Genomic DNA, 20,214 nt, shown 5'->3' with positions numbered 1-20,214 from the left:
GGGGCGGTCCTGTGTCCACCGATCGGTGGACAGCGGGCGGGGATCGGTCTGGTCGCCGGGCGGCCCGGTTCAGCTGCGCCGCCAGGCGGGGTTCAGCCGGATCTCGATGTCGTCGGACGCTGCCTCCGGCGCCGGGTCGGCGGTTACGCCAACCCGTACCGGACGGCCGGTGTCGGCCTCGACGAACGTCAGGGGCGGGCGGTCGTCCTGTAGGTACTTGTCGCCCCATTGCATCAGCGACAGGAACACCGGCAGCAGGTCCTCGCCGGCCTCGGTCAGCCGGTACTCGTCGCGGGCCCGGCTCCCCGGTTCCCGGTAGCGAACGGGCGCGACGATCTGCGCGGCCTTGAGCTGTTTGAGTGCGCGTGACACCGCGGGTGCCGAGGCCCCGATCCGCTCCACGAAGTCCTCGAACCTGGTGGTGCCGTAGAAGCATTCGCGTACCACCAGGAACACCGTCTTGGTGCTGAGCAGGTCCAGCACCCGCCCCGCCGAGCATCCGTCACCGACCGACCACGCGTCCCGGTCGTGCAGCCGCTCCTCGAAGTTCATCACCACCCCGCCATTGTAACTAACGATTGCGTTATCCAGCAGGACGTGCTTCCATCTCGCTAACGACCTCGTTATCCAGGTGGGAGATGCTGTGGTTGCAGTAGCAGGCAGGGTGGTTGTGGTGACCGGGGGCCGGCGGGGGCTCGGCGCGGCGCTGGTGGACGAGGTGCTGGCACGCGGGGCGCGAAAGGTGTACGCGACCGCGCGCTCGCCGTACACCGACAACCGCCCGGAGGTGGTTACCGCCGAACTGGAGGTCCGCTCGGCGGCGTCGGCCGCCGCCCTCACGGAGGCCGCCGCCGATGCCGAGATCGTGTTCAACAACGCTGGAGTCCTGCTGCCGGCTCCACTGCTCACGGGTGACTTCGAACGCGTCACCGCGACGTTCGACATCAACGTCTTCGGGCTGCTGCGGGTGGCACGAGCGTTCGCACCGATCCTGGCCGCGAACGGCGGGGGCGCACTGGTGAACATGCACTCCGTGCTGTCCTGGCTGGCCGGCAGCGGCGCCTACGGCGCGTCCAAGGCGGCGGCGTGGTCCGTCACGAACTCGCTCCGGCTCGAATTGGGGCACCAGAACACCCAGGTCGTCGGTGTCCACGCAGGGTTCATCGACACCGGGATGACCTCCGCCTTCGAACTGCCGAAGGCGACGCCGGCCGAGGTGGCCGCGCGGATCGTCGACGGCCTGGAGGCCGAGGCCACGGAGGTGCTCGCGGACGATGCCTCGGCCGCCGCCAAGGCGGCACTGTCCGGCCCCGTGGAACGCCTGGCGTTCTCGGCCGCCCGTTGACGCCCCGTCCCGACATTTCGAGGAGTAACCGCCATGCCGCTGTGGACCATTCACCACACACCCGGAACCTTCACCGATGCGCAGAAGCACCGACTCGCCTCCCACATCGCTGACCACTACGAACAGGTCGGCTTGCCCAGGTTCTACGTGGTCACGCTCTTCCGCGAGACCCGGCCCGAGGATTTCTACGTCGGCGGCGAGCCCGCCCCGGCCGGGGTCCGCATCACCATCGACCACATCGCCCGCCGCAACCCCGACCAGCGGAGCCGGCGCCGGACCGCCCAATGGATCAGGGGCATGCTGCAGCCCCATCTCGAACGGACCGCAGGGCTGCACTGGGAGTTCCACATCGACGAGACCAGCGATGACCTCTGGATGATCAACGGGCTCGTGCCGCCCCCGGCAGGCTCCGACGCCGAGAAGCTCTGGGCCGAGAACAACTCGGCGTCCTCCTACTGATCGCGCCGCCGGGACCACGCCCGGAACAAACAAGCCGCAGTGCCATCGGGACGCCGGTGCGCGCCCTCATCCAGCCGAGGCCGAGCGCGAACCGGGAGAATTCCCTGGTGCCCACCATGCCGGCCGCGAGCGCGGCCGGCGCGGCGGGCCCTGAAGGCCGACGACACCATGGCCGCTTACGCCCGCGGCCTGCGGGCCTTGGTGTGCCCGTACCTGAGGCCGCCCGCGAGCCGGTCACTACCGCCCACCTGAACAGGCCCGGGTGCGAAACCGCACTACTAAGGCACAGTGCGCTGACGCACGACGCGGAGAACGGCACGTCCATGCCGATGCTGCTCGCCCGCCCGCCACGCCTCCGTCCGCTCCCTGGAACGGTACGCACGCCCCGGTGTCGACGCGGTTGCCTAGCACGCCGCCTCACGCGGCCCGGCAGCCCGCCGACGAAGCTGATGCGTTCAGATGCTGCTACGGCATGTTTCTGATGTATTCCGGTTGGCCTCCTGGATGAGTGGTGATGCCGGGTCAGCGTGGCGCGGTTGCGAGGGCGAAGCCATGCAGGAGGGCTCCGGTGGTGTCGGGGTCCTCGAACATGGGTGTGTGGCCGACACCGTCGAGGATCTCGATGCGGGCGTGGGGGACTCGACGGTAGTCCTGGGCGGAGGACGGTTGCCATCGCCGGTCCTGGGAGCCGAAGATCACCAGGGTCGGCAGGCCAAGGCGGGCGAGCCGGTCGGGGACAGGCTGTTGCTTCAGGAACGCGTCGGACGCCTCGCTGGTCGCGGTGAGGCTGCGGTAGGTCATGCCCCGGACATCGGCGATGATCCGGTCGGGGATTGGCACTTTCCGGGTGAACGCGGTGCTCAGCGCGTCGCGGATCGTGCTGACGCTGCGCAGTCGCCAGAGCACCTCCCCTATGACCGGTGTGGTCATGAGGCGGGCGGTGAAGCTGTCGCCGAGGTATGCGTTTGCCCGCGGGCCGGTGTCGATCAGCGCGATGCCGGACACCAGGCCGTGGCGCTGTTCGGCCAGTGACGTGGCGACGGCGCCGCCGGTGGAATGCCCCACCACGGTCGCGTGGCGCACCCTGAGCCGGTCGAGTACGGCCCCAACCCGGCGTGCCTGCTCCGCGATGCCGTAGCCGTCGGCCGGTTTAGCTGAGTGGCCGTGTCCGAGCAGGTCCACCCGCACCACATGCCGGTCCCGCAAGGCCGGCAGCACGGGGTCCCACCATGTTGTTGAGCCGGCCAGGCCGTGCAGGAGCACCACCGTGGGTGCGCCGGGCGGCCCGTCCTGCATGACGTGGATGTCCCCGCCGGGAAGGCGCACGATCTGTGCGCCGGAGGCTTCGGTGGTCTCCGTGAGCACGGACACCGTGTTGCCCGCAAGGGGGACGGCCAGCACGCCGGCGGCCAGCAGCATGATCCGCCGCCGACTCCACACCCGTCGTCCGCGCGGAGCGCTCGGCGCCGCGTCCGCGCGGCTGTGGGTACGTTGGTCGTGCGGGGTGGTCGTCTCGTCCATGACGCCTCCATCGCTCGGTTCGTGACGCCATCACCCTCCCCGCGGCCGGCGCGGCGCGTCTTGGAGAAATGTCCGCGCCAAGCGCGTGGTTGATCCAGCCGCCGAGCCGTAGAGTCAAGGCGTGCGACCAGTTCGCCGGAGGGCAGACCCCATCGCTGCCTGGGAAACCGCGCGACCGTCGCGGGTAACCGCGCTGCCTGGTGTCGGCATGGCCGGATTCCGTATTCACGGCGTCGGCCCCAATTCCCGTCAGGCCGTGAAAGATGTCGTACCCGTGGAAGGCGGGTCGGCGGCCGTCGGCCATGCGGACTTGGCTGGCGTCGACGCGACGGTGGGCGAGCGCGGTGACGTGTTGGTCCACTGCGGCCAGGGCGTCGTGGTAGAGGGCCGAATCGGTGGTGACGGCGCAGTTGAGCATGAGGGCGACAGCGGGGGCGCCCAGGTAGAGGCCGGTGGTGTCGGCGGCACTGACGTCGGTAGCGATGGCGCTCTTGATCCAGGTGTGTGCCTGCTGCCAGGTGCCGTGTCCCGTGTGGGCGCGCTCGATGTGCAGGAGGGCCGTGCCTGCTGCACCGACGGCCAGGGACTGTGCCACTCACGGCTGGCCTTCGGGGAACGGGGCGGGAGCGACTAAGTGGGTGCTTCATTCTGATGTTTCATCCCGGTTTACGAGCTTTGTGATGCTCTAGGTGCCTCGCCAGGTAGGGGTGGACTCGCCGGTGAGGCGGCGGCCATCAAGTCGTTCATCCGGAGTTGAATGAGGGCGGTGGAGCGGGCGGGCAGGGTCTCGTAGTCGCGGGCGAGCCGGCGGAACATCATGAGCCAGCCGAAGGTGCGCTCGATGGTCCAGCGGCGGGGCAGCGGCGCGAAGCCCCGGCTGCCCGGAGTGCGTCGGACCACTTCCACGGCGATGCCGAGCCGGGCGGCGTGCTCGATGCAGGTGGCGCGAAAGGCGCTGTCGGCCCAGAGCGTGCGCAGCCGGGGAAAGCGGTCGTGGGCGGTGTCGAGCAGGCGCAGGCCGATTGCGCTGTCGGAGGCATCGGCGGCCAGCACGAGGAGGGCCAGCGGAAGGCCGGTCGTGTCGGTGATGGCGCCACGCTTGCGGCCGGCGATCCGCTTGCCGACGTCCGTGCCCTGGCCGCTCAGGGGCACGTTGGCGGAGGTCTTCACGCTCTGGGTGTCGATCGCGCCGGCGCTGGGCTGGCCGTCGCGGCCGTCGGCCTCGCGGGCCAGGCGGTGCAGCAGGCCGTGCAGGCGGTCGATGACACCGTCGGTCTGCCAGAGCGCGAAGTAGCCATAGACTGTCTGCCAGGGCGGGAAGTCGTGGGGCAGATAGCGCCGTTGAGCGCCGGTGCGGTCCAGGTAGAGCAGGGCGTTGAGGATTTCACGCAGGTCGTGCAGGGCGGCGGGGCGATGTGCAGCGCGCGGCGGTGGCGTGCGGCCCGCCAGTTCTCCAGCGTCGGGCCGATCAGCGCCCAGCGTTCGTCCGAGAGGTCGGTGGGATAAGGCGGTCGCGGTGTCATGGTGTAGGCGTACCGCGGCCGCCGGGCGGCGACCAGACCGTCCGGGTGGGTCGGCAGCCCCGGGGACATCGCAGGATGAGACAGGCTGAGATGCATGAGACCGGCATTTGGGGCGGCTCAGGGGTCTCTTCAGCCGAGCGGCGCACTACACGACTCGGCATTCACGGAAGTAGTGACGAACAGGCAGCCCATTCGCTCGCACTGTCAGACCAAACACCCTCTTAGTAGGACTCCGTTAGGTCTCGGGGGATCTTGCTGCTTGCCGCTGGTGGGGGAGGGGTAGCGGGCGCTGGCAGGTGGCGCAGATACCGGTCCAGCACCTCAGCGCGTCCTGGGGGAGGTCAAGGACGCGGTAGAGGGTGAGGCCGGTATGGGCACTTTTGGGGCGAGCTGCTGTTCGGTGAGGAAGGCGTGGGCGGCGGTGACGAGGGTGGCGTGGTGGTGCCAGCCCGGCCAGGAACGTCCCTCGAAGTGGTCGAGTCCCAGGCCGTGCTTGAGTTCGCGGTGGTCGTGCTCGATGCGCCAGCGCAGCTTCGCTCCGTGCACCAGGTCCTCCAGCCCGGTTTCGCCGGGAAGGTTCGAGAACCAGTATTCGGTGGGCGCCTCCGCTCGGGCCGGCCACTCGGCCAGTAACCACAGGTCGGGCAGGATGCCGTCCCATCAGCCTTGTTCGGCCGAGGCTCGGGTCCGGGGCGGCCGGATGATGGAGGTGCCGGCCGGGCGGACCCGCAAGGCCGCAAAGTGCGAGCGCATCGGGCCGCGGGAGCCCTGGCGCCAGGTGACCTCGCTGAAGCCGCGGCGCCCCGGGCCGGCGGCGTGCGCGGCCACGGTCGGCGGGGGCTGGCGGTAGCGGGGCTGGGGCCAGCAGCCGTTGGCACCCTTGCGGGCGGGTGCCTCGGGGACCGCTGCGAAGGTGCGGGCCGTGACCCCGGAGCCGATGGACAGCACATAGTCTAGGTCACGATCGGTGAGCGCGGTGCGGGAGGCGGCGTTGGTCCCGTACGCAGCATCGGCGAGCACGACCAGTGGCGGGATGCCCCAGGCGGCGAGTTCATCCAGGATGTCCAGTGCCAGCAGCCACTTCTCCCGGTGCTCGACATCGGTCGGCACCCGGCACACGGTGCGGCGTTCGCGATCGTCGGCCCACTCCGCGGGAAGGAACAGGCGCCACTGCAGCGGACAGGAGGCCGTCGCGGTCGTGGCGTGCACGCTCACCGCGACCTGGCAGTTGGCCCGCTTGCCCAGGGCGCCACAGTACTGGCGGATCACTCCGACCGACATCCCTCCGTCCTTGGGGAAGGACACCTCGTCGATCACCCACGCTTCGGGGCTGATCAGCGCCGTCATGCGTTCGGCGATCCGCCGCCTGACCGGCAGAGGGTCCCAGGTGGACTGGTTGACGAACTGCTGCAGGTGCTGCTCGTTGCCGTCCGCGGACCGGCCAGCCATCGCCTGAATCGACTTGCGCCGCCCCCCAGCATCAGGCCGCGCAGATAGCAGTCCCCCTTCGCACGCTGGTCCCGCCGCGGGACCGACGCGAACACATCGGCCGCGAACTCCGCCAACTCGGCACGCCTCTCATCGACATGCCGCCTGTCCACACACCCAACATGCTCCCGAACAGCGAGAAGGAGAAGACCTAACGGAGTCCTACTCAGAAGACCAGCCGGGAGGGTCAAGCGCCGGTCTTGGGCTCGGGCCGGCTGACGGGGTGGCGCAGTTGTTCGTTGATGCGCTGGGCTTCTTCGAGCTGGTCTTCGAGGATGATGATGCGGCAGGCGGCCTCTGTCGGGGTGCCCTGGTCGGCGAGTTCGCGGGCGCGGGTGGCGTGCGTAGTTGGTAGCGGGAGTAGCGGCGGTGGCCGCCTTCGGAGCGCAGCGGGGTGGTCAGGCGGTGTTCGCCGAGGGCGCGCAGGAAGGCGGGGGTGGTGTCGAGCATCGCTGCGGCACGGCCCATGGTGTACGCGGGGTAGTCGTCGTCTTCGAGAGGGCCGGCGGGGCTGCGGGGGTTTTCTTCTGTCACTTTCACCTCTTGTGTTTCACACGTCGAGGGGCCCTGGTGCCGTACGGCACCAGGGCCCCGAGGGGACTTCAACACCATCTACCGGCCGAGTGCTCGACCGGCTCCCTGTATCCGCAGGCCACTGCCCGTCAGGGGAGGTGAGGCGTGCGGGGGTCGTGGATGCGTGACCGGGGACCACCTGTCCGTTAGGTCATGAGGCGGTGGGCGAAGGCCAGGGAGTGGGTGAAGATCTCCTCGACCTGGGCGTCGGGCAGCCGGTGCCAGCCGTGGTCGGCGCCCGCGACCGTCCACAGTTCGACCGGCGCCCCGGCTTTTTCCAGTGCGGCGGCGAGGGACTGGCTGTGTGAGCAGCTCACCAGGGTGTCCTCGTTTCCGTGGACGAGGAGGAACGGCGGTGCGCCCGGGTGGGCTTGGGCGAGGGGGCTGGCTGCGCGGGCATGCTCGGGGACGGTGGCCGGGGCCGCGCCGAGCAGGAGTGCTTCTGGAGTGGTGGGGTCGTCGGGGGTGAAGCAGCCGCGTGCGGTGGTCAGGTCGCTGGGTGCGTACCAGATCACGGCGCCGGCCAGGGACGGGGTGGTGTGGGTCAGGGCGAGGAGCGCGGCGAGGTGTCCGCCGGCGGATTCTCCCCACGCCACCGTCCGCCGGGTGTCGATGCCGAGTTCCGCGGAGCGCAGGGTGAGCCAGCGCAGTGCGGCGTTCAGATCGTCGAGCGGGGCGGGGAAGGTGGCCTCGCCGCTGAGCCGGTAGTCGACGCTGGCGACGGCGCAGCCCGCAGCCGCGATGCGCGCAAACGGTCCTGGATCCCAGGTGCGGGTGCGCAGGCCCATGTCATCGCGCCGCCCCCGGCGCCAGGAGCCGCCGTGGACGAACAGCACCAGCGGAACGGGCTCTGCCGGGTCGTCTTTCGGCAACCACAGGTCCAGTTCCAGTGGGCGGCTGCCTTCCGCCACGTGGTAGGGCACGCCGCGCAGCTGACGGACGCCGGGCTCCCTTTCATCGGCCGGTGGCAGGGCAGCGCGGTCGGGGTGCGGCGCGGCGATCAGTTCCCGCACCAGGGGCCCGGCCGCCGTCACCGGGTCCGCCACTGGTGGTCGGGCAGGAAGCGCACGTCGTACTGCTCAGGAACGCCGGCGAACTTGTGAGGTTCCGGGATGACCGGCTTGGCGGGCAGGCCGAGCTGCTCGGCGGGCGCGCCGAAGTTCTCGAAGAACCGCTCGAAGGTGCCGCCGGGGCCGGCGGCGACGCCGACGACCTGGCTGTGGTGGCGCTCCATGCGGTAGGCGTGCCGGCAGTTCTTGGGCACGAAGCCGAAGTCGCCCGGGGTGAGCAGCTTCTCCTGCTGGTTGCCCTCGGTGTCCTCGACGAACAGCCGGACGGCGCCGGCGGTGATGTAGAAGACCTCGTGGGTGTCGGTGTGCAGGTGGGCCGGGATGATGTCGCCCTTGGGGCCTTCGACGGTGAAGAAGTTGAAGGTGTTCTCGGTCTGCTCGCCGCCGGCGTAGATGGTGATCAGGTCGCCGAACAGGTGGGCGCGGTCCCCCTCGCCCTTCTCGATGAAGTAGGGCTGGCCCGGTTCCGCGGGTATGCGGGAGGCGCGCCGGTAGCGGGTGGCGTACTCGATGGTCAAGGCTCTCTCCTTGCTGAAGCCACTGAAAGTCTTATGTCAGGCTACCTGACACAAGGGGGGGACTCGTCTCTGATGCCGTGAGATGGCTAACGCGCGTCGCGCAGCGGCGGTGCGGCGGGCACCTCCGGGGCATCGCGGATGTCCTCGGCGGTCAGCTTGAAATCGTCGGGGTAGGCGGCGCGGGACGTGCGGCGTGCCGGTTCGCTGGTGCGCCAGCAGTACAGGCACTGCTCGCACTGGAGGACGTCCCACACCCCGGGGACGGGGGAGGTGAACAGTCGCGTGATCGCGGGGTAGGCGCAGCGGGGGCAAACGGTCTTCCCGGGCGTCTTGTCGGACATGAGGCTCCTTGTGCGGTCGGGGCCGGGACGGCCGGAGCGGGCGGCGGTCCCGGGTCAGCGGTGGTCGGCGAGTCGCTGGAGGCGGTCCAGCCAGGCGGCGGCCTCGGGCAGGTCGCGGACCGGGTTGCCGTAGTTGCCGCGGTGGTCGGGGGCGACGGGGGTGGTGGCGTCGATGACGAGCTTGTCGGTGATGCCGGGGTGCTGTGCCTGCGGCGCGAGTTCGAGCACCGAGAGGTTGGGGATGCGGATCAGGTCCCCGGAGGGGTTCATCTTGGTCGACAGCGCCCACATGACCTGGGGCAGGTTGAAGGGGTCGACGTCCTCGTCGACGACGATGACGGTGGTGGCGTACCCGAGGCCGTGGGGCGTGGTCAGGACGCGCAGGCCGACGGCCTTGGCGAAGCCGCCGTAGCGTTTGGCGGTGGAGACGATGACGACGAGGCCGTGGGTGTACATGGCGTTGACCGCCCGCACCTCGGGGAACTCGTCCTTGAGCTGCTGGTACAGCGGTACGCAGGTGTTGGCGGCTATCAGGTAGTCGACCTCGGTCCAGGGCATGCCGAGGTAGAGGTGCTCGAAAACCGGCCGGGTGCGGTAGGAGATCTTGTCGACGCGGATGACGGGCATGCTGCGGCCGCCGGAGTAGTGGCCGGTGAACTCCCCGAAGGGTCCCTCGATCTCGCGCTTGCGGCCCTCGATGACGCCCTCGATCACCACTTCGGCGCCCCACGGGACGGGCAGCCCCGTCAGGGGGGCCGGTGCGACGGGGGCGGGGGCACCGCGCAGGGCGCCGGCGAGTTCGTACTCGTTCTCGTCGTACTTCATCGGGGTGGACGCCACGATGGAGATCACCGGGTCGTTGCCCAGGGTGATGGCGACGGGCAGGTCCTCCCCGGCCTGCTCCGCCTTGTGCAGGTGCTGGGCGATGTCGTGCATGGGCACCGGCTGGAGGGCCAGCTCGCGGCTGCCCTTGACCTCGATGCGGTAGATGCCGACGTTCTGCTTGCCGCTGTGCTCCGGGTCCTCGGGATCCTTGGAGACGACCGCGGCCTTGTCGATGTAGAAGCCGCCGTCACCGTCGTTGAGGCGGAACAGGGGCAGCACCCGGAAGATGTCGACTTCGTCGCCGTCCATGGTGTTCTCGGCCCACGGCGGGTCCTCGCGCCACTCGGGGGCGACAGGGAAGTCGTTCCAGCGGCGGATGAACTCCTCCACCTGCCGCTTGACGGGGGTGTCCTTGGGCAGGCCCAGGGCCAGGGCGTGGTTGGCCCAGGAGCCGTGGACGTTCAGGGCGATGCGGGCGTCGGTGAAGCCGGTGACGTTGTCGAAGTACAGCGCCGGGGCCGCGTCGCCCAGGCGGGGGGCGGCGTTGGCGGCCGCGGCCAGGTCGGGTTCGGGCATCACCTCGTCGGTGACGCGCAGCAACTGGCCTTCCCGCTCCAGGGCGTCGAGGAAACTGCGCAGGTCGTCATAGGCCATGAATAAGGCTCCTTCGGGTTGCTGTCGAACGCGCGGGGGTCCTATGCGGCGGGCCGTTCCCGGCGGGCCTCGCGCATGCCCTGCCAGCGCCGGGCGGCGGGCGCCGGGAGGCCGAACTGGTCCAGGACCCGGGCGGTGATGTGGTCGACGATGTCGTCGACGCTCTCGGGATGGTTGTAGAAGGCGGGCATGGGCGGGACGATCTGGACGCCCATCCGGGCCAGCGCCAGCATGTTCTCCAGGTGGATCTCGCTCAGCGGCGTCTCCCGCGGCACCAGCACCAGCCGGCGCCGTTCCTTGAGCACCACGTCGGCGGCCCGGGCCACCAGGCCGTCGGCGTAACCGGTACGGATCCCGGCCAGCGTCTTCATCGAGCACGGCACGATGACCATGCCGTCGACGCGGAACGACCCCGAGGCGATCGGCGCGCCCTGGTCCTCAGGCGCGTGGACGTGGTCGGCCAGGGCGGCGGCCTCCCGCGCCGAGCGTCCCGTCTCCAGCTCGATGGTCGACCGGGCCCAGCGTGAGCAGATCAGATGCGTCTCGACCTCCGGCAGCCGCTGGAGGTTCTCCAGCAGCCGGACGCCGAACACCGCGCCGGTCGCTCCCGTCATCCCGATGATCAGCCGCACGGCAGCCCTCCTTCACACGGACCGGACCACCGGCCCTCACTGATGCTTTTCGGTCGCCGAGCGGCAACGGATCCGGGAGCGCCGCTTCTCCGGCGGCTCGCTGTTCCGGCGCGTCATCGCCACCTGCTCGCACCCCAACGCTAAGGCGGCGACAGGAAGGCCATCCCCTACACTTAGGACACGCCATGAAGAGAAACGGACACACAGGGGACAGCGGAGCGGCCGACGGCATCACGGCCGTCCCCTACCGCCCCACTGCCGGCTCACCGCCCGGCGTGGAGGTGCTCGACTTCCCCCGCCTCGCCGCACGGGCGCGCGGCCACGGCTTCGACCCCTACCGGCCCCGGCGCCCGGCCTTCCACGAGCTGCTGACCGTCACCACCGGAGTCCTGCGCTGCTCCGTCGACTTCAGCACCGTCGACGTCACCCCCGGCAGCTGGCTGTGGGTACGGCCCGGACAGGTTCTGCAGTTCCTCACGCCCTTGTCCCAGGCCGAGGGCACCGCGATCCTCTTCCCGTCCGGCTTCCTCAGCCCCGCCACGGTCTCCGTCACCGGCGCGGACGACCACACCCGTCGCTGCCTGCTGCGGCCCTCCGCCCGTCGGGCACCCGCCCTCGGCCACGTCCGCAGGGCGCTCGAAGAGGGCTACGGCGATGTGGCCATGCTGCCGCTGGAGGCCCACATCGAAGCCATGCGCAGCCTCCTGTCCGCCCTGCTGCTCCACCTCGCCCACCCGGACGGCTCCCCACCGCCCGACGGTCGCGGCGACGAGCCATTCCGCCGCTTCCGGCAGGCCGTCGAGGAGAACTTCCCCCACACCCACCGCGCCGAGGACTACGCCGCCCGGCTCGGCTACAGCGTGCGCACCCTCACCCGCGCCACCCGGGCGGCCGTCGGCTGCGGAGCCAAGCGCTTCATCGACGACCGCGTCCTGCTGGAGGCCAAACGTCTCCTCGCCCACACCGCCCTGCCCCCCGCCGTCATCGGAGAACGCGTCGGCTTCCACCACGCCACCGCATTCAGCGCCTTCTTCCGCCGCCGTACCGGCACCACGCCCACCGCCTTCCGCGCCCGGGCCGCCGGCACCGTACCCGCCTCCCGCCACTGCGCCGGCGACCGGCCGACAGCCGACGACACCAGCGAGGACGTCTGATGACCCCCGACCGCAACCTTCCCCAGCTCCTCGCCGACGGCAAGCACTGGTTCGACACCGCGCTCGCCGCCGCCATGGCGGACGCCGGCGAACGGCCCATCACCCTGGGCCAGCAGAACGTCTTCGCCCACATGCCACCCGACGGCACCACCGTCTCGGACCTGGCCCGCCGGATGAACGTCGCCCGGCAAAGCGCCCACCAGGCCGTCCACGCCCTCATCGGCATGGGCCTGCTGGAACAGATCCCGGACCCCGCCTCCGCCCGCCGCCGCACCATCGTCATGACCGCCGAAGGCCGGCGCGTGCACCGCCTCGCCCGCACCCTCATCGCCCGCCTGGAGGACGAACTCGGCCGACGCCTGGGCCCGTCCTCCCTCACCACGCTCCGCCGGATCCTCGAACGCCCCTGGGGCCCCGCGGCTCCCGACACCGACGCGGCGACGCCGCTGCCGTGAGGGACGACATCCCGGCCTCGCACGCGGTGAGCCGGCCGCGTGTGCGCGTACGCGCGGGGCTCCGGCCCGCGTCGTCACGCGTACCGGAGCCCGTCGTCACCGAAGGCGCGATGACCAGATGCCGAGGCCGATCGTGCGTTCCGGCGGTGCGCCGACGATCATCAGGTCCAGCTCCTCCTGGATCTTGTGCACCATGGCCACCGGCGGCGGCCCCACCATGGCCGTCTGCGCGGCCTCGTCGTACACGTGGTTCTGCGTCGGGGTGCTGATGTGGGGGAGAACGGCTCGAAGACGTCCGGGGTGAGCACGCCGAGCAGTTCCGTGTGCTGCTCGTGGAAGTGGCGGGCGAAGTACTGGTGTCTGGTACAGGTTGACTTTGCAGATGTCAGCTCTAAGCTGCCTGCGGTCTTGGTTGGGTCAGCGAGACGTTGCATCGAGGGGCGGGGAGCCGCAGGTCGCTGTGGATGCCGACGTGGTGGATCACGTTCTGCCGCTGGACGCAATCGATACATTGCTGGATTGTGTAGGTCGTGCGTCCGTGCCAGTGCACGTGGACGGGGCCAGGTGAGGTGCGTACGCGGGCTTCTGCACGCTAGACGAGAGAGGCCGGTGATTGCAGCCGTCGCGGCGGCCGCCGGGCAGTGCAGCCCGCGACGGACCCGGCCTGCGTGCGCATCGCCGCCGAAAGCGGAGCCCAGAGGTTGGTGGCGGCCCGTGCCGGTGCCAGGCTGATGGTACGACCCCGTACCGGGCCGTCGCTGGACGGTGCCCCCGCCCGGCGCAATCGCCCCTCATCCCCGAATGAAGGGTCGGGAGGGAGTGTTATGCCCGCCAAGCGAGAGCAGGTCTCCCGTGAAGAGGAGATCACTTCCGTGTTCGTCGAACTGGCCGACACTCTGGTCGCCGAGTTCGACGTGATGGACTTCCTGCATACCCTGACCGAACGCACCACCAGTCTGCTGCCGGTGGACGCGGCCGGGGTCATCCTGCTGAACACCCAGGGCCGCATGGTCGACGCCACCGCCTCCGACGAACAAACCCGGCGTCTGGAGCTGGCGCAGATCGAATGGCAGGAGGGCCCCTGCCGCGACTGCATCCACACCGGTACCCCCATCCCTGACACTTCTCTCGACACCCACCAGGCCGAGGAGCACTGGCCCCGCTTCACCGAATGGGCCAGCGAACGCGGCTTCCGGGCGGCGGCCGCAGTGCCCCTGCGCCTGCGCGAGTCCACCATCGGCGCACTCAACCTCTTCCGCACCCGCCCCCAGGCCCTGGCCGGGCCGGACCTGCGCCTGGCTCAGGCTCTGGCCGACGCCGCGACCATCGGCATCCTGCAATACCGCGCCATCCGCGACCAGACCCTCATCAACGAACAGCTCGAAGGCGCCCTGGGCACCCGCGTGGTCATCGAACAGGCCAAAGGCATGCTCGCCGCACACCTCGGCCTGACCCCCGACGAAGCCTTCACCCGGCTGCGCTCCCGCGCCCGCCACCACCAGATCCTGCTGACCGACCTCTCCCACCAGGTCATCATCGGCGAGGCCGATCCCGAACAGTTCACCGCACCACCCGCGTAGGGGCCCGCCCGCTGCCCCGGGAACGGTCAGCACCAGCTCAAGCCCGCTTTCCCGCGATCACACCGGAAGGGCCAGGCAGATGCCCTCGCCCCGTGACCCCCCGACCAGCCCGCTGATGACCGCCCTCCTGGACACCCTGGGCAGCCCCCCGGGCCTGGGCCTGCTGCCCGCCGACCGCTGCGCCCAGGCACTCGGCCTGACCTGCGTCACCATCTCCGCCCAAGCCGGCGGCCACGCCCCCGAACTGCTCTGGCACGCAACCGGCGACCGCCTCGGCACGGTCCTGGAGGACCTGCAGTACACCCTCGGCGAAGGCCCCACCCTGGACTGCGTACGCCACGGCCGGGCCATCTGCGAATCCGACCTGGCCCGCCTGCCCGACACCCGCTGGCCCGCCTTCCTGCCCGAGGCCCTGCAGGCCGGGGCCCGCGCCCTCTTCGCCTTCCCGCTGGCCATCGGAGCCGTTCGGCTCGGCGCCTTCACCGGCTACCGCACCCGCCCCGGTCCCCTCACCCTTCAGCAGCAGCTCGACACCGGCTCCTTTACCGACACCGCCACCTTCCTGCTGCTGGCCATGCTGCCCGGCGCCGACGGCCGCCGCGATCCGGCCACCGACCTTGCCACCCTGCACCGCGCCGAAGTCCACCAAGCCTCCGGGATGCTCGCCGTCCGCCTCCATCTCCCCCTCGACCAGGCCCTGCTCCTGCTGCGCTCCCACGCCTACACCACCGGACGCCCCATCCTCGACCTCGCCCGCGACATCATCGACCACCGCAACCCACCCGGCCTGACGGCCCCCACATGACTCCCCAGATGGCAGGCCGGCGGCACCAGCAAGGGCGGGCCGGTCAGAGCTGGTCGGCGACGGTGATGCCGGTGAGGTGTTCGGCTTCGGTCCACAGGCGTGCCGTGACGGCCTTGTCCTGTGCGCGGCGCGGCGGGCGGATGGCTTTCGGGGGGCCGGTCATGACCCAGCGGGGGCCGAAGTAGCCACCGGGCGCGGCGTCGGGGCTGGTGGCCGCATACAGCAACGGTTCCGCACCTTGCTCCGGCCCCTGGGAGGGCACGATTTTGGCGGCCAGCGAGGTGAACCGGCCCGGTCGGCCGCCGCCCAGGGTCGGCCCCGAGGCCATCAGGTTGGTGCGGGTGGTGCCGGGGTGCGCACCGGCCGACAGCAGCGGCCACTGGTGCCGGGCTGCGAGGTCTGCCAGGTGCAGGGTCATCATCAGATCGGCCAGTTTGGACTGGGCGTATGCCTTCGTCGGGCTGTAGTTGCGGGTGGATTGGAGGTCGTCGAAGTCGATGTGGCCGGTGGCGGCGCCGAGGCTGCTCATCGTGGCCACGCGTGGCGCGGGGGCCGACAGCAGCAGCGGCAGCAGCTTGACCGTGAGCGCGACCGGGCCCAGGAAGTTGCTGCCCAGTTGCAGCTCGAATCCGTCCGCTGTCTCGTGCCGGGTGGGTACGTTCGCCACTCCGGCGTTGTTGAGCAGCAGGTCCAGCGGCCTGCCCTCGGCGATCAGATCGTTGGCGAACTCGCGGACCGAAGCCAGGTCGGCCAGGTCGAGCCGGCGGACCTTGACCCGGGCGGCGGGGTGTGCGGTGCGGATCTCCGCTTGCGCCTGCTCGCCCTTGGCCGGGGTTCGCACGGCGAGCACCACGTGGGCTCCGGCTGCGGCCAGGCGTTTGGCGGCCTCTTTGCCGGTGCCGCTGTTCGCGCCCGTCACGACGGCGAGCTTTCCCTGCTGATCGGGAACCCGGTACATCCCTGCCTCCTAAAAGACTACTGGTCTCTAACATCTTCCACCGTAACAGACCGGTGGTCTTTTATTAAGAGACCGGCGGTAGCTACGATGGACGGGTGGAGTTCCAGCGCGCACGCAGCGATGAGCAGCGACTCGAACGGCGCCGGCAGGTCCTGGCGGCCGCGGCCGCGATGCTGACCGAGATGCCGGTCGCCAAGCTCAGCCTCAACGAGCTGAGCCGCCGAATAGGGCTGGCCAAATCCAATGTGCTGCGCTATTTCGAGTCCCGCGAAGCAGTCCTGCTGGAGCTGCTACAGGCCGAGATGCACGACTGGGCCGCCGAACTGGGGCGCAGTGCCCCTCCGGGCGGCGGCACACCGCGCGAGCGCGGGGACAGGCTGGCACAGACTCTGGCAGTCTCCCTGGCCGGGCGGCCGGTGCTCTGTGATCTGCTCGCCGCGCAGGCCGCTGTGCTGGAACACAACATCTCCACCGAGGTCGCCGTCCGGCACAAGCACGCGGCCTGGCAGAACACGCTGGCCCTGATCGAAGTGGTCCGGCGGCACCTTCCTGAACTCGGCGCCGAGGGCGCGTCCAGGCTGGTGGAGACGACCGTGCTCGCGGCCATGGCAGCCTGGCCGTGCAGCCGCCCCTCGGAGGCGCTACAGGCCGCCTACGACTCCGACCCGGCGCTGGCCCCCCTGCGGATGGACTTCACCGGCCTGGTGCGCCGCACGGCAGAGGTGACCGCCAGCGGACTCCTCGCCCGCCAGGAGCCGACCTCCGCACGCCCAGCTTCCTGAGCGATCACCTGCGCCGTCGCAGGCATCCCCACGCGGACCGTACGCGGCTCAGCGCCCCCTGCGAACCGGGCAGCCCCGGCCCTCCGTAATGCCCGAACCACCGCCCCTACCCTGCGTCTCCTGCGCTGCAACGCGAGTCCGCCGGGAACAGCCTGCCGTTAGGGGGTGGGCTGCGTGGCGTGCTCCGGAGCCACACCGGGCACGAGGGCCTTGGGGCCCTTCGGGGGGCGAAGGAGGCGCGTGCGTATCGCGGCTATCGAGGGGCGTTGGGGTAGGTGAGGCGTTTGACTTCGCGCAGGATGGGCGCGGTCTCGATCGACTGCACGCCGGGGAGGGTGCCGATGCGGTGGTCGAGGTACTCGTAGAGCTCGTGGGTGTCGTGGAACATGCCGGTGGCGACCATGTTGGAGGCGCCGGTGGTGACGGCCACGAAGGGGATTTCCGGGTGGTCGGCGAGGGCGGAGCCGACGGTGCCGAGCTGCCCGGGGGCGACGCGGAGCCAGAAGCGCACCAGAACGTTGAAGCCGAGGTATTCGGGGGCGTAATCGACGGCGAGGTGCAGTGCCCCTGTGGTGAGGAGTCGGTCCAGGCGCCGGGTGATACCGGCCGGTGAACGACCTGTGGTGCGGGCGAGTTCGGTCAGCGGGGCGCGGCCGTCCTTGGCGAGGTGAGCCATGAGCTGTTCGTCCACTGCGTCCAGTTCGGCGGGCTCGGCTGCCGCCTTTGGGTGTGCTGCCTGCTGGTCGTCGGTCCGCGGCAGGGGGGCGTACCAGATGTCGGAGGTGCCGGCGAAGGTCTGCAAGATCATGTGGGCGCTGACCGAGGCGACGCGGGGGGTGTGGGGCAGTTTGTTCAGGAGCAGGGCGTCGCGTTCGCGGGTGCTGTGGGTGTCGACGGCGCAGTGCAGTTCGGTGCCGCCGGAGGCGATGACGACCCAGCTGGTGTTGTTTCTGCCGGCGAGCGCGTCGGCGATCTTGGTTGCGGCGTCGGGGGCGCAGTGCACGCGCAGCATCCACCTGGTCGGCCCGCCGTGCTGGGGTCCAGGGGTGCCGACGACACGCATGCCCATGGTGTGCAGGCGCCGGTAGCGGCGGGCGACGGTGTGCTCGGAGACACCGATGGCCTCGGCGATGCGGGAGAACGGTGCGCGTGCGTCCCGCAGCAGTTCCTGCACCAGGCGCTGATCGATCTCGTCGGGGATGCCGCCGGAAATCATCGCTTTGCCCTGTCTACGTGAGGGATCTTTTCGGATTCCAGCGTACGGCTTCGGAAACCGCACCTCCTGCTGTGACCGTGAAGCAAGCCGCCCACCCGCCGCGCCGAGTGCGCGGAGGTGAGTGCCCAGGGCGGGCGGCACCGGTCAGCGCACCCTTCTTGGAGGATCTTCCATGTCTTCTCTCCCCTTCCTCGCCCAGCACCGACCAGCCGCTGCGGGTGGCAGTGATCGTGGCGAGTACCCGCGAGGGCCGCTTCGCTTCCACGGTCGCTGCCTGGTTCGCCGACCAGGCCGGCGCGCATCAGCACCTCACGCTGGACGTCATCGATCTGGCCGAGGTCCGCCTGCCGATGGAACTGACCACCGAGCGCCCCGCCGAGGTCGCTGCGACGGCGGAGCGGATCGCGGCCGCGGACGCCTTAGTGGTGATCACGGCCGAGTACAACCGTTCTTTCCTTGCCCCGCTGAAGGCAGCCATCGACTGGTTCTACGCCGAGTGGCAGGCCAAGCCGGTCGGGTTCGTCTCCTACGGCGGCGCCTCCGGTGGCTTGCGGGCCGTCGAGCAGCTGCGGCTGGTCTTCGGCGAGCTACACACCGTGCCCCTCCGCGATGTCGTCACCTTCGCCAACTACTTCGACCGTTTCGACGCGGACGGCCGCCCCACCGACGAGGGCTGCAACACCGCCGCCAAGACGCTGCTGGACCAGCTGACCTGGTGGGCCCGTGCTCTGCGAACCGCCCGCGCCACTCACCCCTACGCCTGCCCCCCCGCGAAGCTGCGCTCCCCCTCTGCTCGACAAGGAAGGCCGTCATGTCCTCACCCACGCCCGCGCAGGCTGATCCCAGACGCTGGATCGCTCTGTTCTTCATCTGTCTGGCTCAGCTGATGGTCGTCCTCGACGTCACCGTCATGAACATCGCGCTGCCCTCGGTCCAGCACGACCTCGGTTTCTCCGACGGTTCCCGCCAGTGGGTGATCACCGCCTACTCCCTTACCTTCGGCGGTCTGCTGCTGCTCGGCGGGCGCCTCGCGGACCTGTGGGGGCACAAGCGGACCCTTTTGGCCGGCGTCGTCGGCTTCGCCGCCGCCTCCGCCCTCGGCGGCGCGGCCCTGAACACCGGAATGCTGATCGGGGCGCGTGCTCTGCAGGGCGCCTTCGGCGCCATGCTCGTGCCTGCCGTGCTCTCGCTGATGTCGGTGATGTTCACCGACACCAAGGAACGTGCCAAGGCGTTCGGTGTCTTCGGCGCGCTGTCCGGCGGAGGCGCGGCCATCGGCCTGATGCTGGGCGGGGTGCTCACCCAGGCGCTGAACTGGCGCTGGACCCTGCTGATCAACATCTTCTTCGGCGTCATCGCCGCCGCCGGGGCCCTGCGCACCCTGCCTGACCCGCCCGCGGGCCGGGCCCGGCCCCGCCTGGACGTTCCCGGAGTCCTGCTCGCCTCGGCCGGTGTGGTCGGCCTCGTCTACGGGCTCTCCCACGCCTCCGAGGGCGGCTGGACCTCCACCGCCACCCTGGGCCCCGTGGGCGCCGGGCTGGTCCTGCTGGCCGCGTTCGCGAAGTTGCAGAGCCGGGTCACGTCCCCGCTGCTGCCCCTGCGCGTCCTGGCGGACCGCAACCGCGGCGGCGCCTACCTCGCGGTGGGCCTGGCCGTGATCGGCAACTTCGGCATGTACCTGTTCCTGACGTACTACCTGCAGAGCGTCCTGGGACTCAGCCCGGTGCAGGCCGGCGCCGGGTTCCTGCCGATCGCGGCCGCCTCGGTGATCGCCTCCACCCAGATCGGCTCCCGCCTCGCCCCCCGCCTGCCCGCCCGGGTCCTGATGGGCCCCGGCTTCCTGGTGGCCGCCGCCGGGTTGGCCCTCCTTACCCGGATCACCCCCGACAGCTCCTACTGGACCGCCGTCCTGCCCGGCATGCTCGTCACCGGCCTGGGCTTGGGCACCGCCCTGATGCCCGCCTTCAGCCTGGGCACCCTGGGCGCCCGGCCGCAGGACGCCGGCATCGCCTCGGCCATGGTCAACACCTCCCAGCAGGTCGGCGGCGCGATCGGCACCGCCCTGCTCAACACCATCGCCGCCACCACGACCGCCGCCTACACCCGCCACCACCCCGGCCAGGCCACCGAAGCCCTCGTCCACGGCTACAGCACCGCCCTGTGGTGGGCGGCCGGCATCATCACCCTCGCCGCGATCACCGCCACCCTCCTCATCAGCCACGACCCCCGCCCCCGGCCGCATCCGCACACTCCACAGCCCAACGAGCCCGGCCACGTTCACGGTGTACGCGGCTGACCCGGCCCCTGACCGGCAA

20 protein-coding genes and 3 pseudogenes are annotated in these 20,214 nt (G+C 70.5%); 10 read left to right on the top strand and 13 right to left on the bottom strand.

Features of this window, described 5'->3' with window-relative positions:
* Positions 1 to 69: 69 nt before the first annotated feature.
* The gene (locus ACZ53K_RS29770; RefSeq protein ID WP_468842470.1) at positions 70 to 552 is read right to left on the bottom strand and encodes a winged helix-turn-helix transcriptional regulator; all 483 of its coding nucleotides are present in this window, start codon (positions 550 to 552) and stop codon (positions 70 to 72) included.
* Between the two features lie 79 nt (positions 553 to 631).
* Between ACZ53K_RS29770 and ACZ53K_RS29765 the strand changes: the two genes are divergently transcribed.
* Together ACZ53K_RS29765 and ACZ53K_RS29760 are read left to right on the top strand one after the other, a co-directional pair.
* On the top strand, positions 632 to 1,345 hold the full coding sequence (locus ACZ53K_RS29765; protein WP_468842421.1) for an SDR family oxidoreductase: 714 nt from the start codon (positions 632 to 634) through the stop codon (positions 1,343 to 1,345).
* 33 nt (positions 1,346 to 1,378) lie between these two features.
* Positions 1,379 to 1,804, top strand: a complete 426-nt coding sequence (locus ACZ53K_RS29760; RefSeq protein ID WP_468842419.1) for a tautomerase family protein — start codon at positions 1,379 to 1,381, stop codon at positions 1,802 to 1,804.
* Between the two features lie 522 nt (positions 1,805 to 2,326).
* Here ACZ53K_RS29760 and ACZ53K_RS29755 read toward each other — a convergent pair.
* Complete coding sequence (locus ACZ53K_RS29755) at positions 2,327 to 3,325, bottom strand: alpha/beta fold hydrolase (protein WP_468842416.1); 999 nt, start codon at positions 3,323 to 3,325, stop codon at positions 2,327 to 2,329.
* A 208-nt stretch (positions 3,326 to 3,533) separates the two neighbouring features.
* Between ACZ53K_RS29755 and ACZ53K_RS29750 the strand changes: the two genes are divergently transcribed.
* Positions 3,534 to 3,959, top strand: a complete 426-nt coding sequence (locus ACZ53K_RS29750; RefSeq protein WP_468842413.1) for a hypothetical protein — start codon at positions 3,534 to 3,536, stop codon at positions 3,957 to 3,959.
* 51 nt (positions 3,960 to 4,010) lie between these two features.
* Here the strand turns inward: ACZ53K_RS29750 and ACZ53K_RS29745 are convergent.
* The 8 genes and pseudogenes from ACZ53K_RS29745 to ACZ53K_RS29710 all read right to left on the bottom strand — a co-directional run bounded on the left by ACZ53K_RS29745 (position 4,011) and on the right by ACZ53K_RS29710 (position 10,949).
* Positions 4,011 to 4,848: pseudogene (locus ACZ53K_RS29745) on the bottom strand (IS5 family transposase).
* A gap of 321 nt (positions 4,849 to 5,169) precedes the next feature.
* Positions 5,170 to 6,449, bottom strand: a pseudogene (locus ACZ53K_RS29740) (IS701 family transposase).
* Positions 6,450 to 6,523: 74 nt separating this feature from the next.
* Positions 6,524 to 6,804, bottom strand: a pseudogene (locus tag ACZ53K_RS29735) (MerR family transcriptional regulator).
* Between the two features lie 251 nt (positions 6,805 to 7,055).
* Complete coding sequence (locus tag ACZ53K_RS29730; protein WP_468842410.1) at positions 7,056 to 7,955, bottom strand: alpha/beta hydrolase fold domain-containing protein; 900 nt, start codon at positions 7,953 to 7,955, stop codon at positions 7,056 to 7,058.
* Positions 7,940 to 8,497 (bottom strand): quercetin 2,3-dioxygenase, encoded by a 558-nt coding sequence (locus tag ACZ53K_RS29725; RefSeq protein WP_468842407.1) that lies wholly within the window; start codon positions 8,495 to 8,497, stop codon positions 7,940 to 7,942. Before ACZ53K_RS29725 ends, ACZ53K_RS29730 begins: the two co-directional genes overlap by 16 nt.
* Before the next feature lie 86 nt (positions 8,498 to 8,583).
* The gene (locus ACZ53K_RS29720) at positions 8,584 to 8,838 is read right to left on the bottom strand and encodes a non-oxidative hydroxyarylic acid decarboxylases subunit D (RefSeq protein ID WP_468842404.1); all 255 of its coding nucleotides are present in this window, start codon (positions 8,836 to 8,838) and stop codon (positions 8,584 to 8,586) included.
* A 54-nt stretch (positions 8,839 to 8,892) separates the two neighbouring features.
* Positions 8,893 to 10,317 carry a non-oxidative hydroxyarylic acid decarboxylases subunit C gene (locus ACZ53K_RS29715; RefSeq protein ID WP_468842401.1) on the bottom strand — a complete coding sequence of 475 codons (1,425 nt, stop codon included), beginning with the start codon at positions 10,315 to 10,317 and terminating at the stop codon, positions 8,893 to 8,895.
* A 41-nt stretch (positions 10,318 to 10,358) separates the two neighbouring features.
* On the bottom strand, positions 10,359 to 10,949 hold the full coding sequence (locus ACZ53K_RS29710) for a non-oxidative hydroxyarylic acid decarboxylases subunit B (RefSeq protein WP_468842398.1): 591 nt from the start codon (positions 10,947 to 10,949) through the stop codon (positions 10,359 to 10,361).
* Positions 10,950 to 11,134: 185 nt separating this feature from the next.
* Between ACZ53K_RS29710 and ACZ53K_RS29705 the strand changes: the two genes are divergently transcribed.
* Together ACZ53K_RS29705 and ACZ53K_RS29700 are read left to right on the top strand one after the other, a co-directional pair.
* Entirely contained in the window at positions 11,135 to 12,103 is a 969-nt protein-coding gene (locus ACZ53K_RS29705) for an AraC family transcriptional regulator (RefSeq protein ID WP_468842395.1), read from the top strand.
* A complete protein-coding gene (locus ACZ53K_RS29700) occupies positions 12,103 to 12,558 on the top strand; it encodes a MarR family winged helix-turn-helix transcriptional regulator (RefSeq protein WP_468842392.1) in 456 nt (151 codons plus the stop codon). The genes ACZ53K_RS29705 and ACZ53K_RS29700 overlap by 1 nt, the downstream gene beginning before the upstream one ends.
* 96 nt (positions 12,559 to 12,654) lie before the next feature.
* Here ACZ53K_RS29700 and ACZ53K_RS29695 read toward each other — a convergent pair whose 3' ends face one another.
* Entirely contained in the window at positions 12,655 to 12,804 is a 150-nt protein-coding gene (locus ACZ53K_RS29695; protein ID WP_468842389.1) for a hypothetical protein, read from the bottom strand.
* A gap of 578 nt (positions 12,805 to 13,382) precedes the next feature.
* Here ACZ53K_RS29695 and ACZ53K_RS29690 point away from each other — a divergent pair.
* Both ACZ53K_RS29690 and ACZ53K_RS29685 read left to right on the top strand, forming a co-directional pair.
* Positions 13,383 to 14,138, top strand: coding sequence for a GAF and ANTAR domain-containing protein (locus ACZ53K_RS29690; protein ID WP_468842386.1), 756 nt, complete (start codon positions 13,383 to 13,385; stop codon positions 14,136 to 14,138).
* A gap of 79 nt (positions 14,139 to 14,217) precedes the next feature.
* A complete protein-coding gene (locus ACZ53K_RS29685; RefSeq protein ID WP_468842383.1) occupies positions 14,218 to 14,943 on the top strand; it encodes a GAF domain-containing protein in 726 nt (241 codons plus the stop codon).
* Positions 14,944 to 14,986: 43 nt separating this feature from the next.
* Here the strand turns inward: ACZ53K_RS29685 and ACZ53K_RS29680 are convergent, their stop codons facing one another.
* Positions 14,987 to 15,901: an SDR family oxidoreductase gene (locus tag ACZ53K_RS29680; protein ID WP_468842380.1), complete on the bottom strand. Its 915-nt coding sequence runs from the start codon at positions 15,899 to 15,901 to the stop codon at positions 14,987 to 14,989.
* 95 nt (positions 15,902 to 15,996) lie between these two features.
* Between ACZ53K_RS29680 and ACZ53K_RS29675 the strand changes: the two genes are divergently transcribed.
* Complete coding sequence (locus tag ACZ53K_RS29675; protein WP_468842378.1) at positions 15,997 to 16,683, top strand: TetR/AcrR family transcriptional regulator; 687 nt, start codon at positions 15,997 to 15,999, stop codon at positions 16,681 to 16,683.
* 253 nt (positions 16,684 to 16,936) lie between these two features.
* Here ACZ53K_RS29675 and ACZ53K_RS29670 read toward each other — a convergent pair whose 3' ends face one another.
* Positions 16,937 to 17,899 (bottom strand): Lrp/AsnC family transcriptional regulator, encoded by a 963-nt coding sequence (locus tag ACZ53K_RS29670; protein WP_468842376.1) that lies wholly within the window; start codon positions 17,897 to 17,899, stop codon positions 16,937 to 16,939.
* Between ACZ53K_RS29670 and ACZ53K_RS29665 the strand changes: the two genes are divergently transcribed.
* On the top strand, positions 17,827 to 18,786 hold the full coding sequence (locus ACZ53K_RS29665; protein WP_468842374.1) for an NADPH-dependent FMN reductase: 960 nt from the start codon (positions 17,827 to 17,829) through the stop codon (positions 18,784 to 18,786). The genes ACZ53K_RS29670 and ACZ53K_RS29665 overlap by 73 nt on opposite strands.
* Positions 18,711 to 20,195 carry an MFS transporter gene (locus tag ACZ53K_RS29660; protein ID WP_468842372.1) on the top strand — a complete coding sequence of 495 codons (1,485 nt, stop codon included), beginning with the start codon at positions 18,711 to 18,713 and terminating at the stop codon, positions 20,193 to 20,195. Before ACZ53K_RS29665 ends, ACZ53K_RS29660 begins: the two co-directional genes overlap by 76 nt.
* Positions 20,196 to 20,214 lie beyond the last annotated feature (19 nt).

The organism is Streptomyces sp. NPDC033221 (genome assembly GCF_055577005.1).
Note: the sequence above shows the minus strand (reverse complement) of the source record. Positions and strands in the feature narration are given on the sequence as shown.